Source organism: Gallibacterium genomosp. 2, assembly GCF_000771895.1.
In the GTDB taxonomy this organism is placed as follows: Bacteria; Pseudomonadota; Gammaproteobacteria; order Enterobacterales; family Pasteurellaceae; genus Gallibacterium.
Window position 1 is genome coordinate 62,972 of record NZ_JPXY01000046.1, and the last position, 24,058, is coordinate 87,029.

The following is a 24,058-nucleotide window of genomic DNA, read 5'->3' on the forward strand; positions in this document are numbered from 1 at the left end:
ATACTATACTCCTTTAGCAATTGAAGCAATCACGCTTCTATATTTTACTTGTATCCCATTATATATATATTTTTCAAAATGAGGATAACTTTTATATACACCTGCTGAAACCTTATAATTGCCTATTTCTGATTTCCCATAAGATATAGATTGAAAGAAATCAAACCATTCACGCCGCAAAGGATTATCACCTAAAAGTTGTAATTGAATTGGTAATAAATCAGGTCTAATCCACCCAATTGCTAGATATTTAAGAAAGCTGTGATACTTATCTAAAGCCTCCTCATGAAGAGTAATTTGTCGATTTCGTATTTTCCATTGAAAGTGTTCAATACCTTCCATTACTCTTTCAAATAGCGTTTTCGAAATAATAGCTACATCTATATCTGAATTCTCATTAAACTCAGTACCCTTAATATAACTAAAACCTAACTTAGCAGAGCCAGATATGAAAACTTCATGAAAAGGAACTTCCCATTTTTTGGCAATCCTTTCTCGAAAATCATAAAATTTATGCTCATTATTTTTAAAAACATAAGGAATCCCATGTATTACATATTTTCTTGTGAATCTAAGTAACTCCTCATCACTCTTTACCTTTTCTAAATCACAAAAAAACTTTTCTTTTTCTAATTCACTAATAAAAACCCCCTTAGATGATCAAATAAAGATCTATATATTCGCCATTTTATCCGTATCATTTTTACCGCAATAAAAAATAGCCAAACTATTTTGCATGCTCAATCACTTCTTCCCGTCCATCAGGATAATGGCGCACAATATTCCCATTGGGACGCTGGAAGGTGAGAATTTCACGTTTTTTCTTATCTTCCATCCACACTTTAAAAAGAATATGCAACTGCCGTTGTTGTTCAATGATTTCTTCTTTTGTCATTGGTTTCATTATTTCTTCCTCCAACCTTAGCTCACTAATGTCATATCCAAATGCAGTATGCCGTCTTCTAAATATTCCGTTGAAATGGCTTGGAAACCGAAAGATTGATAAAAATCCTGTAAATAAGTTTGAGCTTGGATTAGCACGGGTTGGGTTGTCCAATGTTGTTGGCAATAAGCTAATGCTTGTTGCACCAATGCTTTAGCTAAGCCTTTGCCCCGTGCGTGTTGTACTACTAGCACTCTGCCAATATGCACGCCGTCATCTTGCGGGATAATGCGGCAGTAAGCACAAATTTTGCCGTCAAATTCTTGCCAAAAATGCACCGCACTTTTATCCCAGTGATCCACTTCTTGATAGGCACATTGTTGTTCCACCACAAACACGGCGGTGCGTAATTGATAAATGGCAAACAATTCTTCTGTGCTAAGTTGAGCAAAGGATTTTGCAATCCACGACATTAGGCTTGCTCCGTGCTTAATTGCCAACCAAGCTGGCGGTATTGTTTATAACGTTCTCTGGCTAGCGCTTTCAATTGTTCATCTGCCGGAACAAACTCTATCACTTGAGGGAAAAGTAATGCAAATTCAGGAACCTGTAATGATAATGAAATTAATAGATCTCGCCGTTGTGAATTACGCTTTCCCGGCCAACAGATTTCTACCGGCGTCATAAAACCGCTAACCTCACCGGATAAATTATGCGGGACAAACTGTTGCGGATCTCGTTGCCATAACAGTTCATCAATCAAAAAAGCCTGCTCTTCATTTTGGCAAGAAATCAGCACCTTTTTTCCTAATCGCCACGCATCCGCCGCCAAATCACACGCTTTATTTTCTAAGGGGTTTTCTTGCGTCGTTGTGTTAGAAAAAACATAAAAAAGAGCCTGTTTTGCCATAATTATCCTGCTTATTCATAGAATTGCGTTATTGTAGCGTAAAAGGAAAATAGGATAAAGAATCGCCCATACAAATGGCGAAAATCCGATTTGCATCACTACTTTAATTCTCGTCTGCCAATAAACGAGTGCGATAATGTTGTACCGTCCACCATTTCCAATTCACCGCCAACCGGAATACCGTGAGCAATGCGGCTCACTTTTACCCCATACTGTTGACACATTTCGGCAATATAATTCGCCGTGGCATCGCCTTCAATCGTTGGATTAGTCGCTAAAATCACTTCAGAAAAAGATTCTGTCTGCAATCTTTTCTGCAATAAATCTAGCCCAATCTCTTTCGGGCCGATACCATCCAATGGCGATAGATGCCCCATTAATACAAAATAACGACCTGAAAACTGCCCTGTCTGTTCAATTGCCTGAATATCGGAAGGCATTTCCACTATACATAACTGCCCGTTCTCTTGGCGGCGATAGTTATTGCAAATATTACACACTTCTTCTTCGGTAAAAGTGCGACATTGACTGCAATGACCGATATGCGCCATCGCTTCTGTCAGCGTTTTAGCCAAATTCATTGCGCCGCTGCGATCACGCTGTAATAAATAATATGCCATTCGTTGTGCTGATTTCGGGCCGACTCCCGGCAGGCAACGCAAAGCATCCATCAATTCATCAAGTAAAGGGCTAATTTGCATAATTTAAAGAAAGGACCTAAATAAAATTATATTTAACAACAGAGATAAGGGAGCTATTGCTCCCCATCTTGATTAGAAAGGCATTTTAAAACCTGGTGGTAATTGCATTCCGGCAGTAACGGAAGCCATTTTCTCTTTTTGTAATTCATCTGCACGGCGAACAGCATCATTGAAAGCTGCCGCAACAAGATCTTCCAACATATCCTTATCATCTTCCAACAATGAAGGATCAATCTCGACACGGCGGCAACTGTGCGCCCCATTAACGGTGACTTTCACAAGTCCGGCACCGGATTCGCCGGTCACTTCCATCTGTGCAATCTCTTCTTGCATTTTCTGCATCCGTTCTTGCATCTGTTGCGCCTGTTTCATCAAGCCGCCTAATCCACCTTTTCCAAACATAATTTTTACCTATCTATTGTGTAATGAAAAATAAAAGCTGTATTTTAACTGAAAAGCATATTTGTGCAATTCTCAATGACCTGTTTTACCTGTCGGGCGCACCGAATCTAAAGTAATTTGAGCATCAAATTGCTGCATAAAGTCCTGCAACACTCGATCCTGTTGCAGATTTTGTTGCGCTTGAACCACTAATTGCTGATAAATTTCGTTGCGTATCTCAAACGGCGTTTTTTGTTCTCCTTGATAAACATCAAGTTCAATCCGCATCTGATGGCCGTAAAAATCTTTCAATGCTTGCGTAATAAAAGCAGAATCTAAAGTTTTCAATAAATTAAAGGCTTCAGGGCGCAATCCCAATTTCAAAAAATCATCCGTTTTTTCAAGAATGACCGACTTTAATAGAACCCCTTTGCTGTTGCCTTTAACCGCCATTTTCTCAATATCACTGCTCCACTCGCTCTGCTTCGCCGTTAAAGCAATGACCTGCTCCAACACTTCAGGCGTATATCGTTTCAATAATGTTTGCTTAATTTCTGAAGGTTTTACTGCCTGTCCTTGCAGCGCCAACGAAGGATCGCTCCAAGACCAGTGATAATCCTCACTGATACTTTCATTTTCACTCTCTTCATCATCATTGGCTTCGGTGCTGTCAGCTTTTTCCCACAATGAAGAGTGCTCGGCGACCTCTATATTGTGAACATTATTGCTTGCAAACGCGCTATTTTCAGCTGCAGAATTCTGTTTGACTGGAATGGACGGTGGCACTTCATTTACTGTCTGAGTAGCGTTATTTTCTACTTGCTCAAATTGCTCAAACTTTTTTTTTTCGTGCGCTACAACTTCCTTGTCATCCAGAACCATATGTGCCGGCTGCCCCTGTTCCAGATGAGACACCGCCTGCAAAATGCTCAAAGATTGTTGTGCTGAAGACTTCATTTCCTGTGGTTGACTGCTATCCGCCGGCGTAGTTGATTCACCGGCATCAATTTGCTGTACAACCTGTTTCCAGCTGCTATTAGCGGCACTCTCTTTGTTTATAGAAACGGATGGCACTTCATTACGCTGACTTTGTGACAGTGAATTTTGTACAGAAAAGGATGAGTTCTCGCTTTTTTCAACAGGCTTTGTTGCTGAAGAGGAAACAGCAATCACTTCATTAGACAAGGAAAAACGCTTTGGATGAAACGCCAATGCGCGCAACATTGTCATCTCAACCCCGATTCTAGGATCAGGCGAATAGGAGAGTTCTTCTCGACCTTTAATCATCAATTCATAATAGAACTGCACATCTTCCGGTGACAGATTTTTCGCTAATAAAGTTAGTGCCGTATCCGCCTGTTCCGGATTAGGTGGTAGGAACTGCAACATAGCAATTTGATGTAACGTTTCCGCCATCTCTTGCAGCACTCTTTCCCAATCAACGCCTTGTTGTGCAATCTCATTCAACACTTGCATTGCTTGCTCACCATCGGCTTGAGAAAGCGCTTTTAATAAGGCAATAGATTTATCGTTATCCAACAAGCCAAGCATCATATTGACATCATTGACATTAATATTGCCATTACTCAAGGCTATCGCCTGATCGGTTAAACTCAAAGCATCACGCACACTGCCTTGTGCCGCACGCGCAATTTTCATCAAGGCTTGCGGTTGATAATCGATCTGTTCCTTTTGCAATAGTTTCTGCAAATGCGCAGCAATCACATCCGCATCCAACGCTTTTAAATGAAATTGAATGCAACGAGAAAGAACAGTAATCGGCAATTTTTGCGGATCAGTCGTTGCCAAGAGGAATTTGACATATTCGGGCGGCTCTTCCAACGTTTTTAACAACGCATTAAAACTATGCCGCGATAGCATATGCACTTCATCGATAAGATAAATCTTGAATCGACCACGTACCGGTTTGTATTGCACATTATCCAGCAACTCTCGGGTATCTTCGACTTTAGTGCGTGAAGCCGCATCGATCTCGATCAGATCAATAAAATTCCCTTCTTTAATCGCACGACAATTTTCACATTCACCGCACGGCGTAGCTGTAATCCCTTTTTCACAATTTAATCCTTTGGCAAACAGACGTGCGATAGAGGTTTTTCCAACACCGCGAGTACCGGAAAACAGATAGGCGTGATGTAATCGCTGATTATTTAAGGCATTGGTCAACGCAGCAATAATATGCTCTTGCCCCACCACATCAGAAAACTGATCCGGTCTCCATTTACGCGCCAATACCTGATAACTCATACTTTCCCTTTTTATTTACTGTTAGTGTCCGGCAAAATCCACCAGCGTAAAAGGTTCTACGCCTAATTTACGCAAACGCTCTTCACCGCCTAATTCAGGTAAACTGATCACAAATGCGGCGTGTTCCACTTTACCGCCTAAACGTTGAATTAATTTAATAGTAGCTTCCACTGTGCCGCCGGTTGCCAATAAATCGTCAATAATAAGCACATTATCATTTTGATTGACTGAATCGGTATGCATTTCTAACGTGTCCTGACCATACTCTAATTCATAAGATTGCGAAATCACTTCGCGCGGCAATTTACCCGGTTTTCTCACTAAAATAAAAGGAACATTTAAAGCTAACGCTACCGGCGCGCCGAAAATAAATCCTCTTGATTCTGTACCGGCAACTTTTGTAATGTTTTTATCTTTAAAGTGTTCTGCGATTAAATCGATAGTTGCTTTAAATGCTGCCGGCGTTTCGACTAAACTGGTAATATCGCGGAAAATAATGCCTTCCGCAGGATAATTTGGAATAGATTTAATTGATGATTTAATTAATTCTTTTTGCTGTTGGTTCATTATGATTTGCCTAACAAAAATTATACAGCTTCCGCTGTTCTCAAAGCCTCGTATTCTAACAGTGCTACTTCTGAAAAAATACACTTTTATATCAAAAAATAAAATTTCTATTGATAAATATCAACGCCGTCTTTACGCGTTTTCAGTAATCGTAAAATCCAGACATACTGCTCCGGTGTTACCGTAACAAATTTTTCGATCACTTCATTCATTAATCTTGCACTTTGTTGCTCGTCATCTGTCAACGCTAATGGCGCATCAATTTCAATTTCATAACGTCCTTGTTGTGCGTTGTAACGGGCAAACATTGGAATTACCACCGCTTTAGCAATTTTGCACATTTTATTCAGTCCGGGTAATGTCGCCTTGTAAGTTGCAAAAAAATCGGTATAAACACTTAATTCTTCGCCATAATCTTCATCCGGCAGATAATACCCCATCTCCCCTTTGCGAACGGCATTCAGAAAAGGCTTAATGCCATTTTGGCGCGCGTGCATTTTGCCGCCGAAACGTTCTCGAACCGCATTCCAAAGCCAATCCACCAACGGATTTCGATGTGGATTATACATTGCGGTCATTGGCATTCCTTGCGTATGCAAAATGATACCGGAAGCATCAATAGCCCAAGTATGAGGAACCAACAAAATAATATTTTTACCCTGTTGTTTTGCTTGACGTAAATGCTCTATGCCTAAAAACAGACTCCGTTTTTGCAAATGTTTAGTGGAACGCAGTGCTATTTCGCCGATTCCCAACATTGTTTGCGCCACGGTCATAAACATTTTGTCGATTACTTGCTCACGCTGCTGTTCACTCCAATGTGGAAAACAGTAACGCAAATTAACTTGTGCCCGTTTTCGTTGTTTTTTGGCGACTTTTCCGACCAATAAACCGATTTTCGCTGCCAAAGCATCACGGCAACGAAACGGCACAAAAGCCAATAAAACCAATAAAAACACGCCGAACCAAACACCCCAAAATTTCGGATGCAGATAACTCCAACGGAACTGAGGTTCATACCCTACTCGTGCTGTAATTCTTCTATTTTCGTCAGACATCTTTTTTAGTTAAACCAACCATAGTCATACATCATTTTGGCAGTCATAATAAATGCCATTATCACCACCATTGGACGAATCAATTTTTGTCCTTTAGTTAATACCATTTTGGCACCTAATCTTGCGCCTAAAAAACCGCCGATCATCATAACGAAGCCAAGCGTCCAATAAACTTCTCCACCTAAAATAAAAAAGACCAATGAAGTGAAATTGGAGGTGAAATTTAAGATTTTAGCGTGAGCAGTTGCTTTCGCTAAATTAAATCCCAACAAGGTGACAAAAGCGACACACAAAAAAGAGCCGGTTCCCGGTCCGAAAAAGCCGTCATAGAAACCGATTGGAAATGCTGCCGCTAGCGCAAATGCAGTAAAACTTAGACGTTGATGACAATCTTTCTCACCCAATTTAGGCGAAAATAAAAAATACAAGCCAACAACCAATACCAAAATAGGCAATAATGATTTGATCACAGATGCATCAATTAATTGCACGGCAATTGTACCGATCATTGCGCCGCTAAAAGTACCGATAATCATCTTCCAGACAGTACGCAAATCTACCGCTTTTTTTCTCACAAAATAAAGACTTGCAGAAAAAGAACCGCCGCTCGCCTGCAGTTTATTGGTCGCCAATGCCGCTGCCGGTGGCAAGCCGGCAGCCAATAATGCCGGAATCGTGATCAATCCGCCACCGCCGGCAATCGCATCGATAAATCCGGCTATTCCCGCCAACAAAAAAAGAATCGCATAAATATCCAAGCCGATGTCCATTTTTTCTCCTCTATTTATTGTGCAAACCACTGCTGTTTATCAGGGGAATCCAATAATTGCTGACACAAAAAAGGTAATTGTGGCGGTTTCTTCGGTGAACTTGGTGCAGTTGCAGAACGCGGTTTAAACCACGACATCAACTCTTCGCCACAACCATCTCCGACAGGAATTGGCGCCTGCTCTTCACAATATTGCGCACCTTTTGGACAATGTAAACGCACGTGAAAATGTGCATCGTGCCCGAACCACGGACGTAATTTTCTTAACCAACTACGATCACCTTTAATCGTTTGACACAGTTTCAATTTAATCGCCGGATTAACAAAAATTCTTGCCACTTTATTATCTTGTGCTGCCAAACGAATTAATTCAGTCTGATTGGGCGTCCAAACACGCTCATCTACCCGTTGCGCTTTGCGATCCACCATTAAAATAGCTGTCGGGTTTAAGGCCTGCTTTGCGCTCATTGCCCCCATTTTTAACCAAATATCAGCATCCAATCCCATTTGATGGCTAGCGTGCCCGCTAGCAAAACGACCACCAGCGGGCATTGCAATATCGCCAACTAACATTGTCGGCAAACCTGCATTTTTAACCTTTTGTCCTAAATGTTGTAGATAACTCAACATTTCCGGATGCCCGAAAAAACGCAACTTTTGAGATCGAATCACCTGATAACCTTCCCCCTGCAAAGGCAACGCCTGTGCGCCAATAATACAACCATTGCTGTAACTACCAATTGGCAACGGATCACCAGCAATCGGTCGCTTAATTCTCTGCCATTCTGTTTCTGCTAAACCAACATTCATCAAACTAAAAACAACACAGAGCGCTAAAACAATTCGCTGACTAAGCTTCATTTTTTAATCCACACTGCCCTTGATAACGTAATAAATGATCCATTAACACGATCGCTACCATTGCTTCTGCAATCGGCACTGCACGAATACCGACGCAAGGATCGTGTCTGCCTTTAGTGACCACCTCAACGGCTTGATTCTGCAAGTTCACACTGCGTCCCGGAATTGTGATGCTGGAAGTCGGCTTCAATGCAATAGTTGCCACTATCGGTTGACCTGAGCTGATTCCGCCTAAAATGCCGCCGGCGTGGTTGGAACAAAAACCTTGCGGTGTCATTTCATCACGATGTTGGCTACCTCGCTGCGTTACTACCGCAAAGCCATCACCGATTTCTACACCTTTAACCGCATTAATGCCCATTAAGGCGTGTGCCAAATCAGCATCCAAACGATCAAAAACCGGTTCGCCTAATCCAACCGGAACATTTTCTGCCACAACCGTCAATTTTGCGCCAATAGAATCACCGGCTTTCTTTAATTCTCGGATTAATGCATCAAATTTTTCAATTGTTGCCTCATCCGGACAGAAAAATGGATTACTGTTAACAAAATCCCAATCAATTTTCTCTAATGGTTGTGCCGGCACTTGGATATCACCAATTTGAGATAGAAATGCACGAATTTTGATGCCGAAATGCTGTGCAAGATATTTTTTAGCAATCCCTCCGGCTGCAACACGAATTGCCGTTTCCCGTGCGGAAGAACGCCCGCCGCCACGATAATCTCTAATGCCGTATTTCTGTTGATAGGTGTAATCAGCGTGTCCGGGACGGAAACGATCTTTAATCTCACTATAATCTTTAGAGCGTTGATCGCTGTTCTTGATCAATAAACCGATACTTGTTCCTGTTGTTTTTCCTTCAAATACACCTGATAAAATCTGCACTTCATCATCTTCCCGACGTGGCGTGGTATAGCGTGATGTGCCCGGTTTACGGCGATCCAAATCCGGTTGAAGATCTGCTTCACTCAATTCTAATCCCGGCGGAACACCGTCTACAATGCCGCCTAATGCAATACCGTGCGACTCACCAAACGTCGTTACTTTAAATAGTTGTCCAATACTATTGCCTGCCATATTCGCTTCCTCTTTCTAATACTTTATTGTGTTAATTTATTTTCTGTCGATGTCGCCACTTTCATTTCTTCTCCGCTTTGTTGATTTTTGATAAAAACATCCAGCTGGTTAAAGGCGATTTCAATATTATTTTCCGCAAATAATTGATTAATTCTGCGATTCAAAAAATCTGTTGTTGGCAATCTGTCCGACAAATCTCCTACATAAACCCGTAATTCGTGATCCAACGTGCTGGCACCGAAAGTCAGAAAATAGGCTCTTGGCTCCGGTTCTTTCAACACTTTTTCACAATCCTTCGCTGCTTGTAACAACAATCTTTTGGTTAATTCCAGATCTGAACCATAAGCAACCCCGACCGTAATCACCAAACGCGTGATCGTGTTGGATAATGCCCAGTTTGTCAAACGTTCCGTTACAAATGCCTTATTCGGAACGATAACCTCTTTACCGTCATAATCGACCAATGTGGTTGCACGAATACGAATTTTGGAAACCGTACCCGAATATTCACCGATAGTAATGGTATCGCCGATGCGCACCGGACGTTCAAACAGGATAATAATACCGGAAACAAAATTTGCAAAAATTTCCTGCAAACCGAAACCAAGACCAACAGATAATGCCGCAAATAACCACTGCAATTTTGACCACGACATTCCCAGTGTTGAAAATGCCCAAGCCGCGCCGATTGCCACGATAAAATAGGTTAATAAAGTTGTAATAGTATAAGGCGCACCTTGTGAAAGTTTAATTCTCGAAAAAACAAACACCTCTAATAAACCAGCAATATTTCTGACTAACACATAAGTGACTAATAGAATGAAAATTGCCAGTAGCATATTTAGTAAGGTGATGGATTCCACTACCGTGCCGGTTTCAGTGGTAACCGTCTGTTGCCATAAAGTAATGCTTTCCAAATGATACGCCACTGTTAATAAATCCGACCATACAATATAGTAGAAACCGACTAACACCGCCCATAATGCCCATTCAGCAATACGCGCCACCTGTTGTTTAACCTGACTCAATGCCAATTCGGAATCTTTAGTATCAATTACAATTTCCTCTGAACGCCCATTTTCATTTTTATTTTGATTTTTCTCCCGCTGCTCTTTTAAGCGTTTATACGCCAGACGTCTTGCCGATACCGCCAATGTGCGATCGGTAATCTGTTTGATTAATACCCACAAAACAGTGACCAGATAACTGGCAATAAAGTGTGTAATGAGATTTAAAGCGGTATAGTAATAGCCGACCACAATCAACACGATCAACGCTATCGGAATTAACAACAGCAATACACGAATCACTTTCAACAATACCGGCCCAACGTGTTGATAACCGCCATCATTTTCTTGTGTCGCCTCATATTTTCTGACCGCATACCCGAAACGAGGTGCAATAATCAAAACGCAAAAAATCAATGCCGAAATGGTAATAACTTCACCGATAACATCATTGGTCAACGGCGTATTGCTCATATCGCTAATCAAAGTGGTATTAATTAAGAAAATAATTGCCCAAATTGAACGTTTTAATACCGCTAAAAATAGCTTGCCGCTCTCTTTTGCCAAACCAAAATGACGATAAACCAGACCATTCGGTTTCAATAGCTCAATTAAGAAAGAAAATAGCCACCAATAGCCTGCCATTTTTAAGGTCCACGGCCACGCTAAAATAGGATCAGCAATGGTGAAATGCCCCACCAACACAAAAATAATTAAAAACATCAATGGGTAAGGCACGACTAATATTGCGGTTAACAGAATGGCTAACGGCGTATGCCATTGGCTATCTGCATTTAAGGAACCGACTTGAGAATTGATCTTTGCCAACCAAGATTGCAATTTTGCTTTTTGAGAATAAATCAAAGCTGCGACTAGTGATAAAAACAGAACAAAGCCCAACATCGGAATAAGATTTCGACTGAAATGACGTGTATCGCTCGCATTACTGATATTCTTTAACTGTGTCAACGCCAATTTTGGAAATGACACCATCCAATCCCAATCGATTGGATTATTACTCTTCACCCAGAAACTCTGCTGTTGCAATTTTTGTTGCAAATCATCGCTGATCAATCTGACCTGCTGCTGATTCAACTCAATAGTAATCGCTAAATTTAACTGTGCATTCAATAATTTAAGAATATCTGAATAAATTTTCTTCCGCTCAGATAATACCGAAATTAAAGTGCTTTTTTCAGAATCACTCAAGCCGGAGGCGTTATGTAACTTGGCGATATACTCTTCCGGAGCATAAATTGCATCTCTTGCTTGTGTTAAATCGAAAATCTGCACGCGCAGATCGGCAATGCGTTTTCCCAAGCCTTCAATCGTTTGATCTGTCGGTAAATTCTGTTTTTGCTGATTGATGATACGAGATAAAACCAACGTTCCCTGCAAAGCACTAATCTGTTCATCAATGCTACGTTGTGTTTGCGTTAAGTTATCCAACACATTTTTAATGCGTAAACTCTCTTGCGACAATTGGTTAGAGGTTTGCGTTTCATTCAATAACTGCTGGCTCAATTGTGTATTCTGATTTAACTCATTCTGAATCAGCGGATTAACATTTTCATCCTTTGTCTGTTGCGATTTTTCTAATTGTGCCAACTGTTTTTTAGAGGCATCCAAACGTTTGCTATTCAGTACGGATTGCAACGCCTGCTGTTCACTTTTCGCCTGCTGCAAATAGTAAGTTTTTTGATCGCGCTGTAATTCATACCAAGAGTTCAGGGTAGAACTCTCTTTTAATAAGGTTTGATTGTAGTCATTCTGTGCTTCAATCAATGCCAACTCAATTTGATATTTATTCACCAAGATTGGATCGAGCTGACTATCCGTTAACGATTTATTGATCGCCTGTGTTTTTGCCAAATTATCACTTAATATCGATTGAATACGATCCGGCAATGTCTGTTGATTTACCAATTTAGAGGCAATCTCATTCAGCGCAGTTTGCAACTCATCTACTTTTTGGAAAGAGGCTTCCATTCTTTTTTGCAGATTATCTTCCGACAATTTTGCCAGATCATCAGTATTGACGGCATTATTCGAATTGGTTTTAAGTTTTTGCAATTCTGACTGTAACTTAGGAATTTCTATTGTTGCCGTTTTAATCTGACTGTTCAGCTCGTTTGTCTGTTTTTTCTGTTCATCCAACTGTTTTAATAAATCCAAACTGTCATCCAGTGCCGTCAGTAATTGCTGCTGTGTGGCATCATTACTGTTAGGATTTGCTTTTTGCGCTGTAATTTGTGCCTGAATGTCGCTTGCGGAAGGAATTTGAGCCTGCGCATTAATACCGACCAATAAAGCCGCCCAAAACAGCACGAAAACCAAAATACGTTTGCTCATATCATTCCTCTGAATTTTGTAAAAATAACGATAATTGTTGTGACAATAAATGTCGGGAAACCTTAATGCCTAACGCCGATCGCATAATTTTTTCAAACGGATAATAGGCGATCGGTTGCTTAAATTTTTCTAGTTTTTCCCGTAATGCGACTTGAACAGCGTTCACTTTATCAAAACTAAAGCCATTCGCAAAATCAATCACTGCAACCGGACGCTGCCCATAGATTTGATCTTCAATCGGCAAGACAAAAACCTGTTTTACATCAGGTTGTTGCAAAATAATAGCCTCAATCTCTTCCGGTTGAATATTTTCTCCGCCGGAAATAAACATATTATCAATCCGCCCTTGAATAAATAACTCTTTCGTATTCGCTGCTTGATAACCTCTATCTCGTGTGGCAAACCAACCTTCTTGATTTAATAAGGTTTTTATTTCGCCATTTTTCTGCCAATAACCTAACGCCAGTGTTTGACCTCTCACCCAGATTTCACCGTCAACTAATCGATATTCCCGTAACGGTAAAAGATAACCGACACCGGCACTGACATCACTTTTTTTCGCAAATACGGTCGATGCGGCTTCTGTCATTCCATAGCCGGAATAACAGTGAATACCGGCGCGTATCGCTTGCTGAGTTAATGCCACCGGAATATGTGCCCCACCCAATAAAATGTGACTTAAACGAAAGGATGAAATTTTATTTTCCTGTAAAAAATAAAGAAAGTGCTGTAACTGTGTCGGCACTAAAGCGCTGTGAGTAACCTGTAATAAATTCTGGTAGATATTGTCACCAACACAACGTAAACAACAACCATTTTGCAACCAACGCCAAACTATGCCTTGTCCGGAAACGTGAAACAGCGGTAATGCCAGCAACCATTCACTGTTTTCATCAATCTGCAATAATGGTGAAATACCTTCGGCACTGGCTAAATGATGAGATAGAGTATGCACGACCGCTTTCGGCAGCCCGGTCGAACCGGAAGTTAACGTGAAAGTCAGTGGGCATTTTGTCGCCAACCTTTGTTGAATTACATCATCCGCTAAACCAAAATCAAGCTGTTGCAGCTTACCTACTTCCAAGCTATTTATATTTAGTTGCGTGCAATCTAGCAAATAATCCATATTGCACTGCTCACAAATTTGTATGATTTTTTCTGCCGGAAACATCGGATTAATCACCAACACGCGACATCGCAAACGTAATGCGACCAAATAGGCAATCACTAATTCAGGTTGATAGCGTCCAATTAATGCAACACCTTTACCTAAACTGATACCTTGTGTTTGCCAATTCTCCGCCCATTGTTCAATCAATTGATATAAATCACGCCACGTCAAATAATGTTCAACAATAGAAAAGCGGGTTTTATTCCCGCTTTTAATTTGCTGTTTTAATTTAAATTTTAATGCAATTTCCGCTGGTTTTATCTCGGCATATTGTTGCCATAACATCAAATTGTTTCCTCTTCAATATGTGGCGATGTAAACTGAAATGCCACTAATTGTACTAAATGTTCTGGCACATACATTGCTCGCATAACAGACTCTAACATATTTAATTTTCTAGCTGTATTATTATTTGTTGCCACCCAAAACGGTGATTTCGGAATTTGTTTAGGGTTAACGCTACTACCGGAAGCTTCGATCTCAGCTACTTCCAAAGAAAAATAAACTCTTGAACGACCTTGGCTCACTTCTGTTGCACTCGAAAAGCCTTCCGGATTAGCACGGTAAAGCATACTTAAAATCATTAAAAAACGATTAACCTGTTTATCTTCGTGCAGAAATTCTGCGGAACTGATGAGTTTTTGAATTTGTCGATTCGTATGCTCAATTACCTCTTTGCTCGGCTGTTTCGGTAATACAGGCGTTTGTTCAGAAGTCGTCAGACTGAATTCTCTCTCCGCAGTGGCTTCGCCTTCCGAACGGCTATTATTACTCTGATTACCCATCTCCACAACATTCGATGAAATATGCTCTTTTTTTGTTTGAACTTGAGGAAAATTTAATAATCTACGTAAAATTGTTGAGGCATCTTCACCGATTGCTTGCGTGTTACTGGCAATATATTGGTAAAGTTCGTCATCAATACTAATTGTTTTCATCATTTGCTCCAAGTTCTGCTAAATGACCATTATTATACGTCATAACAAGACAAAGCCGAAAATAAAATCCGCATTATGTTTAATTTATCAACCATTTTTTCATAACTGATTAAAACTTGATCCTTATTAAGAAATATTTTATCTTCAACCATCATTTCCTTAGATAAAATTTATTATGATCACTCCATTACTTAATTTCGATTATCAACCCTCTGCAAATGCTCAAGCAGATACTCTTGTTTTTATTCACGGACTTTTTGGTGATATGAACAATTTGGGCATCATTGCTAAAGCTTTTGATCAACAATATTCTTTATTAAGAATCGATTTACGTAACCACGGCAGAAGCTTTCATCACGATGAGATGAATTATCCATTAATGGCTGATGATTTATTACGAGTTCTGCAACATCTTGGCCTGAAGAAAGTCATTATTATCGGACATTCAATGGGGGGCAAAACCGCTATGCAATTTGCATTGACTTACCCTGAATATGTAAAAAGTTTAATTGTACTCGATATTGCACCGGTTACTTATACCCATAACGAACACAGCACTATCTTCCAAGCATTGTTTGCTGTTGCTGAAGCTCAATCGGAAACACGCCAACAAGCAAAAGTTATTATGGAACAGTATATTGAAAACTCGGCAATTTTACAGTTTGTCTTAAAATCATTTGATGCAAAACAGCCTCAAAGATTCCGTTTTAATACCAACGTGTTGTTTAAACGTTATCAACAACTTATGGATTGGTCTGAAAACGATAATGTATGCACGTTGCCTACGCTATTTATTCGTGGTGGAAATTCCAATTATGTATTACCTCAATACAGAGATAAAATTATGCAGCTTTTTCCTAATGCTAATGCATTTACTATTAATGGTGCTGCACATTGGGTACACGCCGATAAACCACAATATGTGATTCGAGCAATTGAAAGACATCTACAACAAAAGTCATAAATTTAAATGGCATGATATTTTCAGTTTGCTGGAAACTGTGATATATTGCACGCCACAAAACAGCTTATCAATCTCAAGTAGTCTGAAAGATGGTTTTCAGTGAGTATAATAATGGCAAAACAAGAAGCAGATTGCATAACATTAGACTTATTTGCTCACGTTGCTAAAGTCGGAAGACCTCGCACAAATCCGCTTAGTCGCGAACAACAAATCCGCATTAATAAACGAAATCAGTTACGTCGCGATAAAGCTGTGGGTCTAAAACGAGTTGAACTAAAATTACACACAACAATGGTAAATCAACTTGAACAATTAGCAGAAACGGCAAATATGAGTCGTCAACAATTGATCGAACAAATATTACAAACATATTTAGACAAAAATAGGAATTAATATGGCACTTATTGGTTTATTTTATGGTAGCGATACTGGTAATACAGAAAATATTGCCAAAATGATCCAAAAACAGTTAGGTAGCGAACTCGTTGATATTCACGATATAGCCAAAAGCACAAAAGAAGATATTGAAGCTTACGATTTTATTATGATCGGAATCCCGACGTGGTATTACGGTGAAGCGCAGTGTGACTGGGATGACTTCTTTCCAACCTTGGAAGAAATAGATTTTACAGATAAATTAGTTGCTATTTTCGGTTGCGGTGATCAGGAAGATTATGCTGATTATTTCTGTGATGCAATGGGAACAGTCCGTGATATTATCGAACCTCACGGTGCGACAATTGTCGGTTATTGGCCTACGGAAGGTTATCACTTTGAATCATCAAAAGCACTGATCGATGAAAAAACTTTTGTCGGATTATGTATTGATGAAGATCGCCAACCGGAATTAAGCAATGAACGCGTTGAAAAATGGTGTAAACAACTTTATAGCGAAATGTGTTTAGATCAACTTGCTTAACCCCTTTAATTATCATTTGCATTCAAAAACGAAATAATCCATACTTCTGAAATGGATTATTTCTATCTTCTTAATAGAAATTTTCAGTTATCCATTTATCATTCATAAAGTTAAGATATACAAAAATTTATGACATTGATTTAATTAGAGGCGAGTATGACAACAAATATTGTAGACGAAAACATTAAGTTATTAAAAAAAGTGGGATTAAAAATTACTGAACCACGTTTAAAAATCCTCTCATTAATGCAACGTACTCCGGTACAACATTTCTCAGCTGAAGATGTTTATAAATGGTTGCTTGAAGAAGATGAAGAAATTGGATTAGCAACCGTATACCGCGTTTTAAATCAATTCGACGAAGCCAACATTCTTATTCGCCATAATTTTGAAGGAAATAAATCTGTATTTGAGCTTGCACCGCAGGAACACCACGATCATATTATTTGTATGGATTGTGGCAAAGTGTTTGAATTTAATGATGATCTTATTGAGAGAAGACAAAAAGAGATCAGTGAGCAGAACGGAATAAAATTACTTTCACACAGTCTATATCTCTATGGTAAATGTGCCGACATTAAAAATTGTGAAGAAAAAAATCAAAATAAATAATTAATATAAATAAATGGTTGCTGTTTATTTTTTAACTTACCAGCAACCATTTTCATTTTCGACTTTTTGCTCTACTTTTTCTTTGGTCTAAAACTATCAACAATTGTTTTATGAGTATCAATATAAATACCGCTTAATAACTCCAAACAATAAGGTACAGCAGCAAAAATACCTTTCACAATCACTTTACCGTTTTCATCTTTCAATCCTTCCAACGTTTCTTTAATTGCTTTTGGCTGCCCTGGCAGGTTAAGAATTAAACTTTCTTTACGGATCACCCCCACTTGACGCGAAAGAATAGCGGTTGGCACAAATTGCAAACTAATCTGTCGCATTTGTTCTCCAAAACCCGGCATTTCTCGATCAGCCACTGCTAATGTTGCATCAGGCGTTACATCTCGCTTTGCTGGCCCTGTTCCACCAGTAGTCAACACTAAATGACAACCACACTCATCCACCAACTCTTTTAATGTTTGTTCAATTAACGACTGTTCATCAGGAATCAAACGTTTTTCTACCGTAAAAGGCGCTATTAATGCCTGCTCTAGCCACTGTTGCAAAGAAGGCAATCCTTTATCTTCATAAACACCTTGCGAGGCACGATCTGAAATAGAAACTAATCCAACTTTAAACTGAGTCATTATTTATCCTTTTATTGAAAACCACTTATCACCGAAAAAGAATAGCAATAATCCTCCCATTACCACCAACATACCTACCATTTTCCAGACAGTAACCTCTCGCACCGGCATATAAATTAAGCCAAAATGATCAATAATCATCGCCGCAATCAGCTGCCCAATAATGATAAAAAATAGCATATTGGTAATGCCTACTTTCGGAGCAAGAAAAATCGTAGTAAACACCACTAACGCACCTAATGGCCCGCCAATAAATTTCCAAAACGGTTGCCCAGCAAGATTTTGCAAGCCTTCCCATAAATTTGTCTTAAGCAAACATACCACCAACAACGCTAATGCTCCTGTAGCAAAAGAAATTAATGCCGCAATTAACGGCTGACCGGCAACCACTTTACTGAGCTGACTATTAATTGCCGCCTGCGAAGCAAGCCCAACACCAGCAACTAAAGCAAACGCAACATAAATGATTCCCACTAAATTGCGTCCTCGTTTTCTTCTCCGGTACGAATACGAATCACCCGTTCCACATCGTAAACAAAAATTTTACCATCACCGATTTTTCCAGATTGAGCATTATCAATAATCGCCTCAACGCACTGTTCAACCTGCTCATCAACTACAACAATTTCCAATTTCACTTTAGGCAGAAAATCTACCATATATTCCGCTCCACGATAAAGCTCGGTATGACCTTTTTGTCGACCAAATCCCTTTACCTCGCTCACTGTCATACCGGTAATTCCGAGATCCGATAATGCTTCACGCACATCATCCAATTTAAATGGTTTAATAATTGCCTCTATCTTTTTCACATTGACCTCCTATGGCGAAATTTTATTTAGTTAATTCCAACAACACTAATACCTCATAGTGTGCCGTATGTGGGAACATATCAAATAACTGTACTTTGTTTAAATGATAACCAGATAAGCGTTGTAAATCCTGCTGCATTGTCGTTACATTACAACTGGAATATAGCAAAAAACGAGGTTGTAGTTCATTTAAATATTGTATTAATTTTTCACCAATACCTCGTCTTGGCGGATTTATAATTACTAAATCTGGTTTATCACCTTGATGTGCTTGAAATTTACTCGCATCAAGATCCTGAAATATCGCATTATATAATCCAGCTTTTTCAGCTGCTAAACGTGCAGAGCGGATTGCCGATTCTGAAATCTCAATACCGACTAATGACACCTCCGGTTCAACCTTTTTTCTAGCTAACGCACAATGCAAACCAAAACCGCCTACCCCACAGAACAAATCCCAAATCTGTTTAATCGGCAATGCTTGTGTCCATTGTTGAGCAGTGTGATATAAAGCAGCAGCAACTTGCGGATTAGTTTGAAAAAAGCCCTGTGGGCGAATAAATAGGGAAATCTGATTGAATTGCTCTTCCAACACCTGTTGTTCTGTGAAGTAAATTTCTGTTTCACCCTCTAAAATAGCCGCATGTTGCGGTTGAATATTGGCACTAATCACGGCTAACTGTGGCAATTTTTGTTGTAATGAAGGCAATTCTCTACGAATCAAAGGCAATTTTGTTTCACTACGCAATACAAAACGCAACATAAACTGTTGATTGAATTGACTCTGTGTCAACAATAAATATTTTAACTCACCTTTACGCTTCGCCACGTTATAAGGCACAAGCCCTGCTCTAGCAATAAAATCTTTTAATTGAGCGAAAATCTGTTTAAATTCAGTGGGATAAAGTGGGCAATCGGTAAGATCAGTTGCACTGTTCATATCTTTGGGATTGGATAAAATACCTAATATCGGTTTCTCCACTACGCCACTAACCACCATTTTTGCCCGATTACGCATAGCCTGTTGTGTCGATTGCTGTGAAGGAAAATAGATTGTTTCTTCGCTCACTAATTCGGATAGGCATTGTTGTAAATGCTGTTGTTTACGCTTAATTTGTTGTTGATAGGTTTGTTCTAGCCAAGTGCAAGAGCAGCATTGCCCTTGTGCATAATAAAGACATTGCATCAACCTTTTACCTCTAACCATTTTTGTTGTAATGAGGATAAAAAATGGTGTGCTTTAAGCCAACGTTCACTTGCTTGTAACTGAGATAAAGAAAACGTTTTTTTCTTAGTTAATTGTAAATAAGCTGTTTTTTCTTGTTCTGTTGGCTGATATGACAATTGATCCAGCACTTCAATCACCCCAGCACGCTCATTACATAATAGTAAAATATCACAGCCTGCCTCTAAAGCCTGTTGGCTACGCTCTACAAAACCGCCCATTACACCAGCACCTTTCATTCCTAAATCATCAGAAAAAATAATACCATTAAAACCAAGCTGTTGCCTTAGTACCTTTTTTAACCAGAAACTTGAGCCACTCGCCGGACGTGCATCAGCCTTCGTATAAATCACATGTGCTGGCATAATTGCATTCAGTTTCTGTTTTTCAATTAATTGTTGAAACGGTTGCAAATCTTGTTGTTGAATCTGGGCAAAAGAGCGTTCATCCCTTGGTGTTTCCAGATGCGAATCGGCAATAACGTGTCCGTGACCAGGAAAATGTTTTCCTGTTGTTGCCATTCCAGCCTGTAGCATACCATCACAAAAGGATTCCGCTAACGGCAATAACTGATGCCAATCTTGATGGAAACTGCGATCACCAATTGCTTTACATTGATGTCCAACATCCAAAACCGGTGCAAAACTTAAATCAATATCCATTGCGATCATTTCGGATGCCATCAACCACGCACTTTCCTGTATCCAATATTGTTGTTCATCGTTCGGTAATAATGCACTAAATGCCTGCATTGCTGGTAATTGCGTAAACCCCTTACGAAAACGCTGCACTCTGCCTCCTTCCTGATCAACCGTAATCAGAAGAGGACGTTTTACTTTTTGTCGAACTGTTTTAATTAAATGCAACAACTGCTGAATATCTTCAAAGTTACGCGAAAACAGAATAATGCCAGCAATTAGCGGATGATTAAGAATTTCAATCTCTTCCGCATCTACTGATTTACCTTGTAAATCAATGATTAATTTAGACATAACACCCTCAATTCAATTGTTGATGACAAATAAGCCACAGTGAGATCAAATAATCTGCCCATTGCAAACAAGCCTTTTTTTGTGCTTGCCACTGCTGAAATGAGACCAATGGATGATTGATAAAATAATGTTTTAAAAAATAATTTTCTTGCCTTGTAGTTAAACGATTAGCTTGCAAAAATAACGCCAGCTCCCAAAACGGATGAGCAGAACCGGCATACTCCCAATCAATAAAAGCTAACTTTTGATCGTCTCTTACAATATTACCGAGATGTAAATCAAAATGGCACAATGTTTTCACCCCTGTTAAGTCTGGTCGTATTGATGGAGTAATTAAATTCGGTGCATATTTAGCTAACTCTGTACAACGTTCAATAACATTAATTTCACCCAACGCTGCAAAAACCGTTTGCTGTTGTAACTGTTTTAATGCCACTGCGACCTTTTTTAACAAAGGCTTCGTCCATTTTTTTGCCGTTTTCCCCCAAATATAGCTCACAACCAGTTGATATGAATGTTGTTCTATGATTGTGGGGGAAATAATTGCCTTATTATCAACAGAAGCCAAATAGTTTAAAACGGCAGCCTCTCGTTCACGATCTACACCAAGCAGCAACAATTCAGGAGTTTGATAACGAGCGACATAACAAATCCCATCAATGATGACAATTTCACTGCCTTGTGTCATTCCCTGTGTTTGTAAATTCATTTTTCTTATCTAATTGGCTTTAAAATAGACACGGTAATTCACACTGTTTTCATTCGGCTTTTGTAACTGGATCGTTTTTTGTTGTTGTGCGGCTAAAGTTAACACATTCCACTGCTCTTCCTGCTGCCAGTTAGCACGCTGAGTAACACCATTTTTGTCATACCAAGTCAGCAAGAAAGCAGCTTTAATCAACTCATCAGCTCTATTTTTTATCTCGAGCTGTGATGAATTTGCTGACACCTGCAATGAAGGTGCCAACACAGCTTCAATATTAATCACCGGTTGATTGCTACGCAACGGTGACTTCATCTGTGAAGAACAAGCATTTAATCCCAGCAATACACTCAACATTAAAAAAAGTGTTCTCATTTTGCCTCCATCTATTATGCATTTTTTATTGAAAAAGAGATGACATCTTCAATATTGTTTGTCGATAACGCAATCATTAATAAGCGATCCACCCCCAATGCTACACCGGAACAAGATGGCATTCCAGATTTCAATGCTGCCAGAAAACGGCTATCCATTTGTTGCGGTGGCAAATGCAATTTTTCACGCAACAGATTATCTTGTTCAAAACGGTGCATTTGTTCGTTTGCATCTGTCAATTCGTGAAAACCATTCGCTAACTCCAAACCTTTATAATAGAACTCAAAACGCTCCGCTACACGATGATCTTCTGAACTGATTTGTGCCAATGCGGCTTGTGCTGATGGAAAATGATACACCGCAATTGGACGTTCCTGTCCAATATTTTTTTCGACTACTTCACTGAATAAATATTGCAGCAGCGTATCTCTTCCTTCCATATCTGCGTTGATCAATCCTTGTGCTTTTGCCTTTTCTACTAACTCTGCTTTGGTAGCAGATAACGGATCAATACCAACATATTCCTGAAATACAAACTGATAGCTCAAAGATTCCGCAGGTGGGCAATCTAAAATTTGTTGCAACAAATCATCCACTTCATTGATTAAACGATACATATCAAAAAAAGGACGATACCACTCTAGCATAGTAAACTCTGGATTATGACGTTTACCCGCCTCTTCATTCCTAAACACTTTGCAGATTTGGAAAATCGGACCGCTACCCTCTGCTAATAAACGTTTCATATGGTATTCAGGACTGGTAATTAAATGCAGCGTTTTTTTCTGATCAAAAGGCGGTGTAAATTCTGTTTGGAAGGTAGAAAGATGAACATCCGTCACCGAAAACTCGCTTAAAATAGGGGTTTCAACTTCCAATAAACCACGATCAACAAAAAATTGTCGAATATCAGCAATAATTTTGGCTCGTTTTAACAGGTTCTGAATGGATGAAGTGGATTTCCAATTTAATGATTGCTCAATATCTGACATAGTAATTCCTTAATCAATAGAAAACCCGTTTATTGTAATGACTTCAACTATAAATAACAATTTAGCTCATAATACTTAACTATGCTTTTCCGACAACAGCAACTGTACGCTGCTTTGCCAAAGCTGTTCTGCAATATTCTCCTGATTTTCCGATCTTAATTTGCATAATTCTGCAAAAATAAGCGGTAAACGTGCCGGATGATTAGGCTGCCCTTGCCAGCCCATTATTGGCATATCCGGACTATCCGTTTCAAGCACCAAAGCAGATAACGGCAAACGGGCAATCGCCTGCCGAGTTTTATTCGCACGTGGATAAGTAATAGTACCGCCAACACCAATTTTATAACCGAGATCCACAAATCGTTTCGCCTGTTCATAGCTGCCGGAAAAACCGTGAACAATACCCGTTTTCGGCAATTGATGTCGCTTTAAAAAGGTATAAAGCTGATCGTGTGCGCGGCGAGAATGTAGATTCACCGGCAAATGGTAACGGTTTGCCAAATTTAATTGCGCATCAAAAAACTCGCACTGTTTCTGCCACATTTCCGCTGTAATAATTTCTGTTGGATAACGATCCAGACCAATTTCTGCCACCGCAATACATTGTTTATTTTGTTGTGCCAAGTGCTGTTCAAGATAATCTAAATCTTGACTTTTATGCGTGGCAATAAAAAGAGGGTGCAATCCCACACCATAGTAGAGATTCGGTTGCCCACTGAGCCAAGTCGGCAAAAAATCAATACTTTGTCGATTAATACCAACAACCAACATTTTCTCAACCTGATGAGCTTTTGCTTCCGCTACCAAATGAGATAATGATTGATTCAGCTCTTGTGCCAAATAATCCAAATGCGTATGTGTATCAAAAAACGGCATAAT

At 39.5% G+C, this 24,058-nt stretch carries 28 protein-coding genes; 4 read left to right on the forward strand and 24 right to left on the reverse strand.

All coding sequences use genetic code 11. The features are described from left to right. Positions 1 to 3: 3 nt before the first annotated feature. The 15 genes from P375_RS12820 to seqA all read right to left on the reverse strand — a co-directional run bounded on the left by P375_RS12820 (position 4) and on the right by seqA (position 14,944). Positions 4 to 342: a hypothetical protein gene (locus P375_RS12820; RefSeq protein WP_245176449.1), complete on the reverse strand. Its 339-nt coding sequence runs from the start codon at positions 340 to 342 to the stop codon at positions 4 to 6. 385 nt (positions 343 to 727) lie between these two features. After that, entirely contained in the window at positions 728 to 904 is a 177-nt protein-coding gene (locus tag P375_RS12435; RefSeq protein WP_156962340.1) for a hypothetical protein, read from the reverse strand. Between the two features lie 17 nt (positions 905 to 921). Further along, entirely contained in the window at positions 922 to 1,356 is a 435-nt protein-coding gene (locus P375_RS09520) for a GNAT family N-acetyltransferase (protein ID WP_039136416.1), read from the reverse strand. Further along, positions 1,356 to 1,793, reverse strand: a complete 438-nt coding sequence (locus tag P375_RS09525; protein ID WP_039136417.1) for a DNA polymerase III subunit chi — start codon at positions 1,791 to 1,793, stop codon at positions 1,356 to 1,358. Before P375_RS09525 ends, P375_RS09520 begins: the two co-directional genes overlap by 1 nt. A gap of 98 nt (positions 1,794 to 1,891) precedes the next feature. After that, positions 1,892 to 2,494 carry a recombination mediator RecR gene (gene recR / locus P375_RS09530; RefSeq protein ID WP_013746785.1) on the reverse strand — a complete coding sequence of 201 codons (603 nt, stop codon included), beginning with the start codon at positions 2,492 to 2,494 and terminating at the stop codon, positions 1,892 to 1,894. A gap of 72 nt (positions 2,495 to 2,566) precedes the next feature. After that, entirely contained in the window at positions 2,567 to 2,896 is a 330-nt protein-coding gene (locus P375_RS09535; RefSeq protein ID WP_013746784.1) for a YbaB/EbfC family nucleoid-associated protein, read from the reverse strand. Between the two features lie 72 nt (positions 2,897 to 2,968). Continuing rightward, positions 2,969 to 5,143 (reverse strand): DNA polymerase III subunit gamma/tau, encoded by a 2,175-nt coding sequence (gene dnaX, locus P375_RS09540; RefSeq protein ID WP_039136419.1) that lies wholly within the window; start codon positions 5,141 to 5,143, stop codon positions 2,969 to 2,971. A gap of 21 nt (positions 5,144 to 5,164) precedes the next feature. Continuing rightward, on the reverse strand, positions 5,165 to 5,710 hold the full coding sequence (apt, locus tag P375_RS09545; RefSeq protein ID WP_013746782.1) for an adenine phosphoribosyltransferase: 546 nt from the start codon (positions 5,708 to 5,710) through the stop codon (positions 5,165 to 5,167). 107 nt (positions 5,711 to 5,817) lie between these two features. Then, positions 5,818 to 6,768, reverse strand: coding sequence for a lauroyl-Kdo(2)-lipid IV(A) myristoyltransferase (gene lpxM / locus P375_RS09550; protein WP_039136421.1), 951 nt, complete (start codon positions 6,766 to 6,768; stop codon positions 5,818 to 5,820). Between the two features lie 5 nt (positions 6,769 to 6,773). Beyond that, positions 6,774 to 7,538 carry a TSUP family transporter gene (locus P375_RS09555; RefSeq protein ID WP_013746780.1) on the reverse strand — a complete coding sequence of 255 codons (765 nt, stop codon included), beginning with the start codon at positions 7,536 to 7,538 and terminating at the stop codon, positions 6,774 to 6,776. 14 nt (positions 7,539 to 7,552) lie between these two features. After that, positions 7,553 to 8,398, reverse strand: coding sequence for a penicillin-insensitive murein endopeptidase (gene mepA, locus P375_RS09560; protein ID WP_039136422.1), 846 nt, complete (start codon positions 8,396 to 8,398; stop codon positions 7,553 to 7,555). After that, positions 8,388 to 9,476 (reverse strand): chorismate synthase, encoded by a 1,089-nt coding sequence (gene aroC / locus P375_RS09565; RefSeq protein ID WP_039081405.1) that lies wholly within the window; start codon positions 9,474 to 9,476, stop codon positions 8,388 to 8,390. Before aroC ends, mepA begins: the two co-directional genes overlap by 11 nt. Before the next feature lie 23 nt (positions 9,477 to 9,499). Beyond that, entirely contained in the window at positions 9,500 to 12,835 is a 3,336-nt protein-coding gene (gene mscK / locus P375_RS09570; RefSeq protein ID WP_039136423.1) for a mechanosensitive channel MscK, read from the reverse strand. 1 nt (position 12,836) lies between these two features. Then, positions 12,837 to 14,291, reverse strand: coding sequence for an o-succinylbenzoate--CoA ligase (gene menE, locus P375_RS09575; RefSeq protein WP_039136425.1), 1,455 nt, complete (start codon positions 14,289 to 14,291; stop codon positions 12,837 to 12,839). After that, positions 14,291 to 14,944: a replication initiation negative regulator SeqA gene (gene seqA / locus P375_RS09580; RefSeq protein WP_039136427.1), complete on the reverse strand. Its 654-nt coding sequence runs from the start codon at positions 14,942 to 14,944 to the stop codon at positions 14,291 to 14,293. Before seqA ends, menE begins: the two co-directional genes overlap by 1 nt. 175 nt (positions 14,945 to 15,119) lie before the next feature. Between seqA and P375_RS09585 the strand changes: the two genes are divergently transcribed. The 4 genes from P375_RS09585 (at position 15,120) to fur (ending at position 17,439) form a co-directional block, all read left to right on the forward strand. After that, entirely contained in the window at positions 15,120 to 15,908 is a 789-nt protein-coding gene (locus tag P375_RS09585; RefSeq protein ID WP_039136429.1) for an alpha/beta fold hydrolase, read from the forward strand. A gap of 111 nt (positions 15,909 to 16,019) precedes the next feature. Then, positions 16,020 to 16,301 (forward strand): LexA regulated protein, encoded by a 282-nt coding sequence (gene ybfE, locus P375_RS09590; protein WP_013746773.1) that lies wholly within the window; start codon positions 16,020 to 16,022, stop codon positions 16,299 to 16,301. A 1-nt stretch (position 16,302) separates the two neighbouring features. Then, positions 16,303 to 16,827: a flavodoxin FldA gene (gene fldA / locus P375_RS09595; RefSeq protein ID WP_039136432.1), complete on the forward strand. Its 525-nt coding sequence runs from the start codon at positions 16,303 to 16,305 to the stop codon at positions 16,825 to 16,827. Positions 16,828 to 16,995: 168 nt separating this feature from the next. Next, a complete protein-coding gene (fur, locus tag P375_RS09600; RefSeq protein ID WP_039094609.1) occupies positions 16,996 to 17,439 on the forward strand; it encodes a ferric iron uptake transcriptional regulator in 444 nt (147 codons plus the stop codon). Positions 17,440 to 17,510: 71 nt separating this feature from the next. On the opposite strand, the gene mog is transcribed toward fur, so the two are convergent. The 9 genes from mog to P375_RS09645 form a co-directional block, all read right to left on the reverse strand. Next, positions 17,511 to 18,080 (reverse strand): molybdopterin adenylyltransferase, encoded by a 570-nt coding sequence (gene mog, locus P375_RS09605; RefSeq protein WP_039094586.1) that lies wholly within the window; start codon positions 18,078 to 18,080, stop codon positions 17,511 to 17,513. 3 nt (positions 18,081 to 18,083) lie between these two features. Further along, complete coding sequence (locus P375_RS09610; RefSeq protein ID WP_039136439.1) at positions 18,084 to 18,554, reverse strand: DMT family transporter; 471 nt, start codon at positions 18,552 to 18,554, stop codon at positions 18,084 to 18,086. Continuing rightward, positions 18,554 to 18,892 carry a nitrogen regulatory protein P-II gene (gene glnB / locus P375_RS09615; protein WP_013746768.1) on the reverse strand — a complete coding sequence of 113 codons (339 nt, stop codon included), beginning with the start codon at positions 18,890 to 18,892 and terminating at the stop codon, positions 18,554 to 18,556. The genes P375_RS09610 and glnB overlap by 1 nt, the downstream gene beginning before the upstream one ends. Positions 18,893 to 18,914: 22 nt before the next feature. Then, on the reverse strand, positions 18,915 to 20,078 hold the full coding sequence (gene rlmC, locus P375_RS09620; RefSeq protein WP_084598507.1) for a 23S rRNA (uracil(747)-C(5))-methyltransferase RlmC: 1,164 nt from the start codon (positions 20,076 to 20,078) through the stop codon (positions 18,915 to 18,917). Next, positions 20,078 to 21,109 carry a beta-N-acetylhexosaminidase gene (gene nagZ / locus P375_RS09625; RefSeq protein ID WP_039136441.1) on the reverse strand — a complete coding sequence of 344 codons (1,032 nt, stop codon included), beginning with the start codon at positions 21,107 to 21,109 and terminating at the stop codon, positions 20,078 to 20,080. The genes rlmC and nagZ overlap by 1 nt, the downstream gene beginning before the upstream one ends. A gap of 7 nt (positions 21,110 to 21,116) precedes the next feature. After that, complete coding sequence (locus P375_RS09630) at positions 21,117 to 21,818, reverse strand: phosphotransferase (protein WP_245176450.1); 702 nt, start codon at positions 21,816 to 21,818, stop codon at positions 21,117 to 21,119. A 9-nt stretch (positions 21,819 to 21,827) separates the two neighbouring features. Beyond that, on the reverse strand, positions 21,828 to 22,187 hold the full coding sequence (locus P375_RS09635; RefSeq protein ID WP_039083603.1) for a YcfL family protein: 360 nt from the start codon (positions 22,185 to 22,187) through the stop codon (positions 21,828 to 21,830). Positions 22,188 to 22,201: 14 nt separating this feature from the next. Continuing rightward, positions 22,202 to 23,179: an elongation factor P--(R)-beta-lysine ligase gene (epmA, locus tag P375_RS09640; RefSeq protein WP_039136442.1), complete on the reverse strand. Its 978-nt coding sequence runs from the start codon at positions 23,177 to 23,179 to the stop codon at positions 22,202 to 22,204. Between the two features lie 75 nt (positions 23,180 to 23,254). After that, positions 23,255 to 24,055: a TatD family hydrolase gene (locus P375_RS09645; RefSeq protein WP_039136445.1), complete on the reverse strand. Its 801-nt coding sequence runs from the start codon at positions 24,053 to 24,055 to the stop codon at positions 23,255 to 23,257. Positions 24,056 to 24,058: the final 3 nt, after the last annotated feature.